This window comes from Streptomyces sp. NPDC104371 (genome assembly GCF_055583785.1).
The window spans coordinates 549,323-561,550 of record NZ_JBVJNF010000004.1 but is presented as its reverse complement, the minus strand read 5'-3'; the positions used below and the strand labels follow the sequence as shown (position 1 = coordinate 561,550).

11 protein-coding genes are annotated in these 12,228 nt (G+C 71.2%); 9 read left to right on the top strand and 2 right to left on the bottom strand.

All coding sequences use genetic code 11. The annotated features are described in order from the left end of the window. Positions 1 to 118 precede the first annotated feature (118 nt). The 4 genes from ACZ60T_RS16625 to ACZ60T_RS16610 all read left to right on the top strand — a co-directional run bounded on the left by ACZ60T_RS16625 (position 119) and on the right by ACZ60T_RS16610 (position 3,757). Positions 119 to 910 carry an AAC(3) family N-acetyltransferase gene (locus ACZ60T_RS16625; RefSeq protein ID WP_469666487.1) on the top strand — a complete coding sequence of 264 codons (792 nt, stop codon included), beginning with the start codon at positions 119 to 121 and terminating at the stop codon, positions 908 to 910. A gap of 52 nt (positions 911 to 962) precedes the next feature. Beyond that, positions 963 to 1,886, top strand: a complete 924-nt coding sequence (locus tag ACZ60T_RS16620) for an ABC transporter ATP-binding protein (RefSeq protein WP_365620658.1) — start codon at positions 963 to 965, stop codon at positions 1,884 to 1,886. A gap of 50 nt (positions 1,887 to 1,936) precedes the next feature. Continuing rightward, positions 1,937 to 2,653: an ABC transporter permease gene (locus tag ACZ60T_RS16615; protein WP_365621110.1), complete on the top strand. Its 717-nt coding sequence runs from the start codon at positions 1,937 to 1,939 to the stop codon at positions 2,651 to 2,653. 87 nt (positions 2,654 to 2,740) lie between these two features. Further along, positions 2,741 to 3,757 carry a COX15/CtaA family protein gene (locus tag ACZ60T_RS16610; protein ID WP_469666486.1) on the top strand — a complete coding sequence of 339 codons (1,017 nt, stop codon included), beginning with the start codon at positions 2,741 to 2,743 and terminating at the stop codon, positions 3,755 to 3,757. Between the two features lie 80 nt (positions 3,758 to 3,837). Here the strand turns inward: ACZ60T_RS16610 and ACZ60T_RS16605 are convergent, their stop codons facing one another. Together ACZ60T_RS16605 and ACZ60T_RS16600 are read right to left on the bottom strand one after the other, a co-directional pair. Continuing rightward, complete coding sequence (locus ACZ60T_RS16605; protein WP_365620652.1) at positions 3,838 to 4,191, bottom strand: hypothetical protein; 354 nt, start codon at positions 4,189 to 4,191, stop codon at positions 3,838 to 3,840. Positions 4,192 to 4,334: 143 nt separating this feature from the next. Continuing rightward, positions 4,335 to 5,288, bottom strand: coding sequence for a heme o synthase (locus tag ACZ60T_RS16600; protein WP_365621107.1), 954 nt, complete (start codon positions 5,286 to 5,288; stop codon positions 4,335 to 4,337). A gap of 308 nt (positions 5,289 to 5,596) precedes the next feature. On the opposite strand from ACZ60T_RS16600, the gene tkt reads away from it, so the two are divergent. From tkt to pgl, 5 genes are read left to right on the top strand one after another with little or no spacing between them, the layout of a single operon-like run. Next, a complete protein-coding gene (gene tkt / locus ACZ60T_RS16595; RefSeq protein WP_469666485.1) occupies positions 5,597 to 7,684 on the top strand; it encodes a transketolase in 2,088 nt (695 codons plus the stop codon). A 34-nt stretch (positions 7,685 to 7,718) separates the two neighbouring features. Continuing rightward, the gene (tal, locus tag ACZ60T_RS16590) at positions 7,719 to 8,837 is read left to right on the top strand and encodes a transaldolase (protein WP_365620646.1); all 1,119 of its coding nucleotides are present in this window, start codon (positions 7,719 to 7,721) and stop codon (positions 8,835 to 8,837) included. A gap of 4 nt (positions 8,838 to 8,841) precedes the next feature. Further along, positions 8,842 to 10,374, top strand: a complete 1,533-nt coding sequence (zwf, locus tag ACZ60T_RS16585; protein ID WP_365620643.1) for a glucose-6-phosphate dehydrogenase — start codon at positions 8,842 to 8,844, stop codon at positions 10,372 to 10,374. Then, on the top strand, positions 10,371 to 11,441 hold the full coding sequence (opcA, locus tag ACZ60T_RS16580; protein WP_469666483.1) for a glucose-6-phosphate dehydrogenase assembly protein OpcA: 1,071 nt from the start codon (positions 10,371 to 10,373) through the stop codon (positions 11,439 to 11,441). Before zwf ends, opcA begins: the two co-directional genes overlap by 4 nt. Next, positions 11,438 to 12,220 (top strand): 6-phosphogluconolactonase, encoded by a 783-nt coding sequence (gene pgl, locus ACZ60T_RS16575; RefSeq protein ID WP_365620637.1) that lies wholly within the window; start codon positions 11,438 to 11,440, stop codon positions 12,218 to 12,220. The genes opcA and pgl overlap by 4 nt, the downstream gene beginning before the upstream one ends. The last annotated feature ends 8 nt before the right edge of the window (positions 12,221 to 12,228 follow it).

Sequence of the window (12,228 nt, the reverse complement as noted above, 5' to 3'; positions counted from 1 at the left end):
CCGGGCGGGCGGCGGTGCCGTGCATCACTTAGGTACACCTAACCTGACCTGCGGAAACGATCTACGGTCGGGCAAATCGCTGGCGGCCCGCGGGGCCCGCGCGGCAGACTCCTCGACCATGTCCACACCCCCTGTGACCGGCCCTCTTGTCACCCGCGCCACGCTGGCGGCCGAGCTGCGCACGCTGGGCGTGCACCCCGGCGAGACGCTCCTGGTGCACTCCTCGCTCCGCTCGCTCGGCTGGGTGTGCGGCGGCGCCGTCGCGGTCGTCCAGGCGCTGCTCGACGCCCTCGGCCCGGACGGCACCCTGGTCGTCCCCACCCACTCCGGCGATCTCTCCGACCCGGCGCTGTGGGGCAATCCGCCGGTCCCCGAGGAGTGGTGGGAGCCGATCCGCGCCGCGATGCCCGCCTACGACCCGCTGCTCACCCCCTCACGCGGGGTCGGCGTGATCCCGGAGACGGTCCGCAATTGGCCGGGCGCCCTGCGCAGCGCCCACCCGCAGACCTCCTTCGCGGCCCTCGGCCCGCGCGCGGCGCAGATCACCGACGGCCACGCGCGCGACTGCCGCCTCGGCGAGCACGGCCCGCCGGCCCGGCTGGAGGCGCTGGGCGCCCGCGTCCTGCTGCTCGGCGCGGGCTACGACAGTTGCACCGCCTTCCACCTCGCCGAATACCGCATACCGGCGCCGTCGACAGAGGTGGGCCGTCCTGGGCCGGACGGCTGGGAGAAGGTCACCGAGGTGTCCATCACCTCCGAGCGGTTCGACGACCTCGGGCACGACTTCGAACGGGACCGCCCCGTCGCCCGGGGAACGGCGGGCGCGGCCGACGTACGGCTGTTCCCGCTGGCGGACGCGGTGGCCTACGCGGAGCGATGGCTGGCCCTGCACCGTCCCCGCGAGGAGTAGTTCCGGAACCCGCCCTCCTGAGGCCCCCGGTCGCTCCTTAGACTCTTGAACCATGCGAAGTGAGCCCGTCGTCCAGGTCCAGGCCCTGGTGAAGCGGTACGGCACGAAGACCGCGGTCAACGGCCTCGACCTGGTGGCCCAGGCGGGTGTGACCGCCGTGCTCGGCCCCAACGGCGCGGGCAAGACGAGCACCATAGAGACCTGCGAGGGGTACCGGAAGCCGGACGGCGGCACCGTGCGCGTGCTGGGCCTCGACCCGATCCGCGAGGCCACGGCGCTGCGCCCCCGGATCGGCGTGATGCTTCAGTCCGGCGGGGTGTACTCGGGCGCGCGGGCGGACGAGATGCTGCGCCATGTCGCCAAGCTGCACGCCCACCCGCTCGACGTGGACGCGCTCATCGAGCGGCTCGGCCTCGGGAGCTGCGGGCGGACGGCCTACCGCCGCCTCTCGGGCGGCCAGCAGCAGCGGCTCGCGCTCGCCATGGCCGTGGTGGGCCGCCCGGAGCTGGTGTTCCTGGACGAGCCGACGGCCGGGCTCGACCCCCAGGCCCGCCGCGCCACCTGGGACCTCGTACGGGATCTGCGCGCCGACGGCGTCTCCGTGATCCTGACCACGCACTACATGGACGAGGCCGAGCAGCTCGCCGACGACGTCGCGATCATCGACGCCGGGCGGGTCATAGCCCAGGGTTCCCCCGAGGAGCTGTGCCGCGGCGGCGCCGAGAACACGCTGCGCTTCACGGGGCGGCCGGGTCTCGACGTGGCGTCCCTGCTGAAGGCGCTCCCGGAGGACTGCACCGCGGCGGAGCTGACGCCGGGCTCGTACCGCGTGGTCGGCAAGGTCGACCCGCAACTGCTCGCGACGGTCACCTCCTGGTGCGCCCAGCACGGCGTGATGCCGGACCGGATCTCCGTCGAACGGCACACCCTCGAAGACGTATTCCTGGAGCTCACCGGTAAGGAGCTGCGCTCGTGACGGCCATCAGTACCTACGCGCCGAAGCCGGGCGCCGCGCCCCTGTTCCGCATGATCGGGGCGCAGGCGGCGCTGGAGACGAAGATGCTGCTGCGCAACGGCGAGCAGCTCCTGCTGACGGTCGTGATCCCGACGCTGCTGCTGGTGCTGTTCAGCTCGGTGGACGTCGTGGACACCGGCTCCGGCAAGTCGGTCGACTTCCTCGCCCCCGGCATCCTGGCCCTCGCCGTGATGTCGACCGCGTTCACCGGACAGGCGATCGCCACGGGCTTCGAGCGCCGCTACGGCGTACTGAAGCGGCTCGCCGCCTCCCCGCTGCCCCGCTGGGGCCTGATGGCGGCGAAGACGGTGTCGGTGCTGGTGACGGAGGTGTTCCAGGTCGTCCTGCTGACCGTGATCGCCTTCGCGCTGGGCTGGTCGCCGCAGGGCAACCCGCTCGCGGTCCTGCTGCTGATGGTCCTGGGCACGGCCGCGTTCTCCGGCCTCGGCCTGCTGATGGCGGGCACGCTGAAGGCGGAGGCGACCCTGGCCGCCGCCAACCTGGTCTTCCTGCTGCTGCTCGTCGGCGGCGGGGTCGTCGTCCCGCTGGACAAGTTCCCCTCCGGCGCGCAGGACGTCCTCGGGCTGCTGCCCATCTCGGCGCTGTCCGAGGGCCTGCGGGACGTGCTCCAGCACGGGGCCGGGATGCCCTGGGGCAACCTCGGGATCCTCGCGGTGTGGGCGGTCGTCGGGCTCGCGGCGGCCGGGAAGTTCTTCCGCTGGGAGTAGCCGGAGGCGCGGTCGGCGGGCCCCTCGTACAGCGGAGACGCGCTCGGCGGGGACCCTCGTGAAACCGTGCACAAGCGGCCCCCTACGATGAGAGGCGTGCCAAACGTGACCCGTGCCGACGCGGAAGCCGCCGTGCGCAACCCGCTCGCCTTCATCGCCGATCGCTGGACCCCGCAGCAGAAGACCGTCCAGCGGGCGGCCCTCATCGCGCTCGTCATGGCGGTCATCATCGTCGTCACGGGCGGCGCGGTCCGCCTGACCGGTTCGGGCCTCGGCTGCCCGACCTGGCCCACCTGTACCGACGACTCACTCGCCACCACACGGGCCATGGGCTTCCACGGTGTGATCGAGTTCGGCAACCGCCTGCTGACGTACGTGCTGTGCGCGGCGGTCGGCTGGGCGATCATCGCCGCGCGCGCGCAGAAGCCGTGGCGACGCAGCCTCACCCGGCTCGGCTGGGTGCAGTTCTGGGTCGTCATGGGCAACGCGGTCCTCGGCGGCATCGTGGTCCTCGTCGGCCTGAACCCCTACACCGTCGCCGCGCACTTCCTGCTCACCACGGCGCTGATCGCCGTGGCCACGGTGATGTGGCAGCGCACCCGCGAGGGCGATGGCGCGCCCCGGCCGCTGGTCGGCAAGGCCGTCGTGCAGTTGGTGTGGTTCCTGGTCGCGGCGAGCGCGCTGCTGATCCTGGTGGGCACGGTGGTGACCGGCGCGGGCCCGCACGCGGGCGACTCCTCGGAGGTCTACCGCATCCCCATCGACTGGGAGACGGTCGCCAAGCTGCACGCCGTGCTCGCCTGGGTCGTGGTGACGCTGACCTTCGCCCTGTGGTTCATCCTCAAGGCCGTCGACGCGCCGCGCGGACCGCTGCTGCGCACCCGCGAGCTGTTCCTGATCCTGCTGGCGCAGGGGGCGCTGGGCTACGTCCAGTACTTCACGCATCTGCCCGAGGTCCTGGTGGGCGCGCATCTGTTCGGCTCGTGCGTGATGTGGATCTGGGTGCTGCGCGTCCTGCTGTCGCTGCGGGAACGCCCCGTCGCCGAGGTCGGCCTCGATGCTCCCGCCCTCTCGGACCGGCCGGTCGAGCACGCGTCGAGCTGACCCGCCGCTCCACAGCCCTTGAAGTGCCCGGTGATCTCACCGGGCACTTCGGCGCTCGCGGGCCGGTCGCCCCGGTCGGTTCAGGCCGCCCGGCCGCCGACCTGGATGCCCGCCATGCGCGTCCATTCGTACGGGCCGGTCTTCACCTTGCCCGCGAACTCGCCGTCGAACGTCTCGTGGACGGTGATGCCCGCCCGCCGCACCGCCTGCTCGGCGATCGCGTAGGTCGGTGCGACGAGGTCGCCCCACACGCCGTCCTCGCCGACGAGCACGATCCGGGCGCCGCGCTGTCCGATGTACGCGATCTGGCCCTCGGCACCGCCGTGCGCCTTGGCGAAGGCGCTGATCTCCTTGGCGAACCGGGCCGCCTTGCGCTCGGCCTTCGCGGCCTGCTTGGCGTCGGTGCCCTCGTCAACCTGCTTGGTGTCTCCCATGGTCAGGATGCTACCGACGAGTAGAGGGATCGGCGACGGGAGGGTCCCGTGGCCTACGACACGGACCTGCTGCACGACGAAGCCCCGCACCCGGTACCGGGTGCGGGGCTTCAAGCCTCGCGAGGCCTCAGCGGCTCAGCGGCTCAGCGCAGGAACGGGTCCACGGCCACCGCGACGAACAGCAGGGAGACATAGGTGATGCTCCAGTGGAACAGCCGCATCTCCTTCAGCTTCACGCCCGTCGCCTCCCCCTTCGCGCGGTTCTGCAGCGCGTGCGCCTCCCACAGCCACCAGCCGCCCGCCGCGACGGCGACCGCGGTGTAGAACCAGCCCGTGTAACCGAGCGGGGTCAGCAGCAGCGAGCACAGGACCATCACCCAGCTGTAGATGACGATCTGCCGGGCGACGACCTTGTTGGAGGCGATGACCGGAAGCATCGGCACGCCCACGCGCGCGTAGTCCTCCTTGACCTTCATGGACAGCGGCCAGTAGTGCGGCGGCGTCCAGAAGAACATGACGAGGAAGAGGATGACCGGCGCCCAGGACATCGAGTTGGTCACGGAGGACCAGCCGATGAGAACCGGCAGACAGCCGGCGATGCCGCCCCACACGATGTTCTGCGACGTGCGCCGCTTGAGGATCATCGTGTAGACGACGACGTAGAAGAGGAGCGCTCCGAGCGACAGCCAGGCGGACAGCCAGTTGACGGTGAAGCCGAACAGCAGCGTCGAGACGATCCCCAGCGTGATGCCGAAGGCGAGACACTCCCGCGGGCTGACCATGCCGGTGACCAGCGGTCGCTGCGCGGTGCGGTCCATCAGCGCGTCGATGTCGCGGTCGATGTACATGTTCAGCGCGTTGGCGCCGCCCGCGGAGAGGTAGCCGCCCAGGCAGGTGAGCAGCACGAGCCTGAGACTCGGCACCCCTTGCTGGGCAAGGAACATCACCGGGACCGTGGTGATCAGCAGCAGCTCGATGATCCGCGGCTTGGTCAGCGCCACGAATGCCTTCACCCGGGCCCCAAGCGGCCGCTGGCCCCGGCTGCTGCTGCTCCCGAGCACCCCCGGCGGACGGGATTCGACGGCCGTCACGTACACCCCTGACAGAGACATGTGAGCGAGCCCCGTTGTGAACGCCCAATAAAGGCTCGCGCGTACCCACGCAACTGTAGACGTAGCCTCCGTCCCGCCCTTCGCGGGGGTGGCCGTGTTGGCGGCGGCCCCGTGGCCTGCTCCTAGGGGCGACTCGAAGCTCTTACGAGCACACACGAAAGGGGGATCCCGACCGTCCTGACAGACCCGGCACAACTCGAAAGGACGCCCGCACCGACGAGGGTAGGCTCAGAGCGGCCGGTGGGCGCCCAGTGCACCGGCGTCCCAAATGTGGAGAGGAGCCCTGACCCAGGGTGAGCACCATGCCGACCACCACAGACCTCGAGTGGACCGCGTTGGACCAGCGGGCCGTGGACACCGCCCGCCTCCTGGCCGCCGATGCCGTACAGAAGGTCGGTAACGGCCATCCGGGTACGGCGATGAGCCTGGCTCCGGCCGCTTACACCCTCTTCCAGAAGGTGATGCGCCATGACCCGGCGGATCCCGACTGGGTGGGCCGTGACCGGTTCGTCCTGTCCGCCGGACACTCGTCCCTGACCCTCTACACTCAGCTCTACCTGGCCGGCTTCGGCCTGGAGCTGGACGATCTGAAGGCGTTCCGCACCTGGGGCTCCAAGACCCCGGGCCACCCCGAGTACGGGCACACCAAGGGCGTGGAGACCACGACCGGGCCGCTCGGCCAGGGTGTCGCCAACGCCGTGGGCATGGCCATGGCCGCCCGCTACGAGCGCGGCCTGTTCGACCCGGACGCCGCGCAGGGCACCTCCCCCTTCGACCACTTCGTCTACTGCGTCGCCGGTGACGGCTGCCTCCAGGAGGGCATCTCCGCCGAGGCGTCCTCCCTCGCGGGGCACCAGAAGCTCGGCAACCTCATCCTGCTGTGGGACGACAACCACATCTCGATCGAGGGCGACACCGAGACCGCGGTCTCCGAGGACACCGTCAAGCGGTACGAGGCCTACGGCTGGCACGTCCAGCGCGTCGCCCCCAAGCCGGACGGCGACCTGGACCCGCACGCCCTCTACAACGCGATCGAGGCGGCGAAGCAGGTCACCGACCGGCCGTCGTTCATCGCGATGCGCTCGATCATCGCCTGGCCCGCCCCGCACGCGCAGAACACCGAGGCGGCGCACGGCTCGGCCCTGGGCGAGGAGGAGGTCGCGGCCACCAAGCGCGTCCTCGGCTTCGACCCGGAGCAGAGCTTCGAGGTCGCCGACGAGGTCATCGCGCACACCCGCGCCGCCGTGGACCGCGGTCGTGAGGCCAGGGCCGGCTGGGAGAAGACCTTCGAGGAGTGGCGCGCCGGGCAGCCCGAGCGGGCCGCCGAGTTCGACCGCGTCGCCAAGGGCGAGCTGCCCACGGGCTGGGAGGAGAAGCTCCCGGTCTTCGAGGCGGGCAAGGGCGTCGCGACGCGTGCCGCCTCCGGCAAGGTGCTCCAGGCCCTCGGCGCGGTGATCCCGGAGCTGTGGGGCGGCTCGGCCGACCTCGCCGGCTCCAACAACACCACCATCGACAAGAACAGCTCGTTCCTGCCGAAGGGCAACCCGCTCCCGGGCGCCGACCCGTACGGGCGCACGATCCACTTCGGTATCCGCGAGCACTCCATGGGCGCGGAGATCAACGGCATCGCGCTGCACGGCAACACCCGGATCTACGGCGGCACCTTCCTGGTCTTCTCCGACTACATGCGCAACGCGGTACGGCTGTCCGCGCTGATGCATCTGCCGGTCACGTATGTGTGGACGCACGACTCCATCGGCCTGGGCGAGGACGGCCCGACCCACCAGCCCGTCGAGCACCTCGCCGCGCTGCGCGCCATCCCCGGCCTGAACGTCGTACGCCCGGCCGACGCGAACGAGACCGCGATCGCCTGGCGCGAGATCTTCAAGCGGTACACCAAGGAGTTCGGCAAGGGCGCCCCGCACGGTCTGGCGCTCACCCGCCAGGGCGTGCCCACGTACGAGCCCAACGAGGACACCGCGCGCGGTGGTTACGTGCTGGCCGAGGCCGAGGGCGGCGAGCCGCAGGCGATCCTGATCGCCACCGGCTCCGAGGTGCACCTCGCCGTCGAGGCCCGCGAGCGGCTCCAGGCGGAGGGCGTGCCCACCCGCGTGGTGTCGATGCCGTGCGTCGAGTGGTTCGAGGAGCAGGACCAGGGGTACCGGGACAGCGTCCTGCCGCCGTCGGTGAAGGCCCGCGTGGCCGTCGAGGCCGGGATCGGCCTGACCTGGTACCGGTTCGTCGGGGACGCGGGACGCATCGTGTCCCTGGAGCACTTCGGCGCGTCCGCCGACGGCAAGGTCCTCTTCCGCGAGTTCGGCTTCACGGCCGAGAACATCGCGACCGCCGCACGGGAATCCCTCGCCGCGGCCCGGCGCTGACGCTCATATACGACACGTAGGAGATGCAATTTCCATGACAGACGCACTCAAGCGCCTCTCCGAACAGGGCGTCGCGATCTGGCTGGACGACCTGTCGCGCAAGCGGATCACGTCCGGCAACCTCGCCGAACTGATCGACCAGCAGCACGTGGTGGGTGTGACCACCAACCCGACGATCTTCCAGAAGGCGATCTCGTCGGGCGACGGATACGAGCGCCAGCTCGCCGACCTCGCGGCCCGCAAGGTGACCGTCGAGGAGGCGGTCCGCATGATCACCACGGCGGACGTCCGGGACGCGGCCGACATCCTGCACCCGGTGTTCGAGGCCACCGACGGCCAGGACGGCCGGGTCTCGATCGAGGTCGACCCGCGCCTGGCCCACAACACGCGGGCCACGGTCGCCGAGGCCAAGCAGCTCGCCTGGCTGGTCGACCGCCCCAACACCCTCATCAAGATCCCGGCCACCAAGGCGGGCCTCCCGGCGATCACCGAGACCATCGGGAACGGCATCAGCGTCAACGTCACGCTGATCTTCTCGCTGGAGCGCTACCGCGAGGTCATGGACGCCTACCTCACCGGCCTGGAGAAGGCCAAGGAGCGCGGCCTGGACCTGTCGAAGATCCACTCGGTGGCGTCCTTCTTCGTCTCCCGGGTGGACACGGAGATCGACAAGCGGATCGACGCGCTCGGCACGCCCGAGGCGAAGGCGCTGCGCGGCAAGGCGGCGCTCGCCAACGCGCGCCTGGCCTACGAGGCGTACGAGGAGGTCTTCAGCGGTGACCGCTGGCTGGCCCTCGACAAGGAGCACGCCAACAAGCAGCGTCCGCTGTGGGCCTCGACCGGCGTCAAGGACAAGGCGTACAAGGACACGCTGTACGTGGACGACCTGGTGGCGCCGAACACGGTGAACACCATGCCGGAGGCCACCTTGACGGCCACCGAGGACCACGGCGAGATCACCGGTGACACCATCACCGGCACCTACGAGCAGGCCCGCGCCGACCTGGCCGCCGTCGAGCGGCTCGGTATCTCGTACGACGACGTGGTCCAGCTCCTGGAGGACGAGGGCGTCGAGAAGTTCGAGGCCTCCTGGAACGACCTGCTCAAGTCGACCGAGGCGGTTCTCGAGCGCCTCGCCCCCACGGAGGGCTGAACCCGTGACATCCGTACACGGAGCGAATCCGCTCCGTGACGCCGCGGACCGACGGCTCCCGCGCATCGCGGGGCCGTCGGGCCTGGTCATCTTCGGCGTCACGGGCGATTTGTCACGTAAGAAGCTGATGCCTGCCGTCTATGACCTGGCGAACCGCGGTCTGCTGCCGCCGGGCTTCTCCCTCGTCGGCTTCGCCCGGCGTGAGTGGCAGGACGAGGACTTCACCCAGGTCGTCCACGACGCCGTCAAGGAGCACGCCCGTACGCCGTTCCGCGAGGAGGTCTGGCAGCAGCTCATCCAGGGGATGCGCTTCGTGCAGGGCACCTTCGACGACGACGACGCGTTCGACCGGCTGCGCGGCACGATCGAGGAGCTGAACAAGGCGCAGGGCACGGGCGGCAACTTCGCGTTCTACCTCTCGGTCCCGCCGAGCTCCTTCCCCGTGGTCATCCAGCAGCTCAAGAAGCACGGCCTGGCCGAGCAGACCGAGGGCGCCTGGCGGCGCGCGGTCATCGAGAAGCCGTTCGGACACGACCTGAAGTCGGCCGAGCAGCTCAACGCGATCGTGCACGAGGTCTTCGCCCCCGACCAGGTCTTCCGGATCGACCACTACCTCGGCAAGGAGACCGTCCAGAACATCCTGGCACTGCGCTTCGCCAACCAGATGTTCGAGCCGATCTGGAACCGGTCCTATGTCGACCATGTGCAGATCACCATGGCCGAGGACATCGGCATCGGCGGCCGGGCCGGCTACTACGACGGCATCGGCGCCGCCCGGGACGTCATCCAGAACCACCTGCTCCAGCTCATGGCGCTCACCGCCATGGAGGAGCCCGCCTCCTTCGGCGCGGACGCGCTGGCCGCCGAGAAGACCAAGGTGCTCGGGGCGGTCCGGCTGCCCAAGGACCTGGGCCGGGGCACGGTGTTCGCGCAGTACGCGGCCGGCTGGCAGGGCGGCGAGAAGGCGGTCGGCTACCTCCAGGAGGAGGGCATCGACCCCCACTCCAAGACCGACACCTACGCCGCGATCAAGCTCGGGATCGACAACCGCCGCTGGGCGGGCGTCCCGTTCTATCTGCGGACCGGCAAGCGGCTCGGCCGCCGGGTCACGGAGATCGCGGTGGTCTTCCAGCGCGCCCCGCACTCCCCCTTCGACACCTCCGCCACCGAGGAACTCGGGCAGAACGCGGTCGTCATCCGGGTCCAGCCCGACGAGGGCGTCACCGTCCGCTTCGGTTCCAAGGTGCCGGGTACATCGATGGAGATCCGGGACGTGTCCATGGACTTCGCCTACGGCGAGTCCTTCACGGAGTCCAGCCCGGAGGCGTACGAGCGGCTGATCCTGGACGTCCTGCTCGGTGACTCGAACCTGTTCCCGCGCACCGAGGAGGTCGAGCTGTCCTGGAAGATCCTCGACCCGATCGAGGAGTACTGGGACAGGCACGGCAAGCCCGCGCAGTACCCGGCCGGCACGTGGGGCCCCGTCGAGGCGGACGAGATGCTGCGGCGAGACGGACGGAGCTGGCGCAGGCCATGAAGATAGACCTTACGGACACCACTGCCAGCAAGATCAACAAGGCGCTGGTGCGCGGGCGCCGCGCCGTCGGCACCCCGGCCGTCGGCATGGTGCTCACCCTCGTCATCGTCACCGACGAGGAGAACGCGTACGACGCCCTGAAGGCGGCCAACGACGCGTCGCGCGAGCACCCCTCGCGCACGCTGGTGGTCATCAAGCGCGTCTCGCGTTCCGCGCGCAACCGCACCACCTCGCGTCTGGACGCCGAGGTGCGGGTGGGCGTGGAGGCGGGCACCGGCGAGACGGTGGTCCTCCGGCTGTACGGCGAGGTCGTCGACCACGCCCAGTCGGTGGTGCTGCCGCTGCTGCTGCCCGACGCCCCGGTCGTCGTCTGGTGGCCGGTGAACGCGCCGCTCGACCCGGCCAACGACCCGCTCGGCGCCCTCGCGCAGCGCAGGGTCACCGACACCTACGCGGCCGAGGAGCCGGTGCGGGAGCTGAACGCGCTCGCCCAGGCCTACACCCCCGGCGACACGGACCTGTCGTGGACCCGCATCACGCCCTGGCGCTCGATGCTGGCCGCGGCCCTGGACCAGGTCACCTGCGAGGTCGACGCGGTCGAGGTGGAGGGCGAGGAGTTCAACCCGAGCTGTGAGCTGCTGGCGATGTGGCTCGCGGACCGCCTCGACGTGCCGGTCAAGCGCACGCTGTCGGCGGGCCCCGGCCTCACCGCCGTACGGATGGGCACGAGCTGCGGCTCGATCGCCCTGGACCGTGCGGACGGCGCCCTGGCCACGCTGTCGATCGAGGGCCAGCCCGACCGCGCGGTGGCGCTCAAGCGCCGCGAGACGGCCGAGCTGATCGCGGAGGAGCTGCGCCGGCTCGACCCGGACGACACCTACGCCTCGGCGCTGCGCTACGGCGTGGACCGGCTGACCGCCGCGGCGGCGGCCCCGGCGGCGGAGTCCCCGGTCGAGGAGAGCGCGGACGACGACGCCGTTCCTGCCGAGGCGCCCGAGCAGGACGCCGCGGCGCCGGCGAAGAAGGCCACCAAGAAGGCCTCGGCGAAGAAGGCGGCCACGAAGTGAGCGCGCCCCAGCTCGTCGTGCACCGCGACAAGGAGCTGATGGCCCAGGCCGCCGCGGCCCGGCTGATCACGAAGGTCGTGGACGCACAGAGTTCGCGCGGCTCCGCGTCGGTCGTGCTCACCGGGGGCCGCAACGGCAACGGCGTGCTCGCCGCGCTCGCGGCGGCACCCGCCCGCGACGCCGTCGACTGGGGCCGGATCGACCTGTGGTGGGGCGACGAGCGCTACCTGCCGGAGGGCCATCCGGAGCGCAATGTCACCCAGGCCCGTGAGGCGCTGCTCGACGCCGTGCCCCTGGACCCGAAGCGCGTGCACGCCATGCCCGCCTCCGACGGCCCGTACGGCACGGACGTGGAGGCGGCGGCCGAGGCGTACGCGGCGGAGCTGGCACGGGCCGCGGGGCCGGAGAACCACGGCGCGGTGCCGTCCTTCGACGTCCTGATGCTGGGCGTCGGCCCGGACACGCACGTGGCCTCGCTCTTCCCCGAACTGCCCGCGGTACGGGAGACCGAGCGGAGCGTGGTCGGCGTGCACGGCGCGCCCAAGCCGCCGCCGACCCGCGTCACGCTCACGCTGCCCGCGATCCGCGCGGCGCGCGAGGTGTGGCTGCTGGCGGCCGGTGAGGACAAGGCGCAGGCCGCGGCGATGGCGCTGTCCGGCGCGGGCGAGGTCCAGGCCCCGGCGGCGGGCGCCTACGGCCGGTCGCGCACGCTGTGGCTGCTGGACGCGGCGGCGGCCTCCGCGCTGCCGAGGTCGCTGTATCCCCCGGCGTCCCCCTGAGGGGCGAC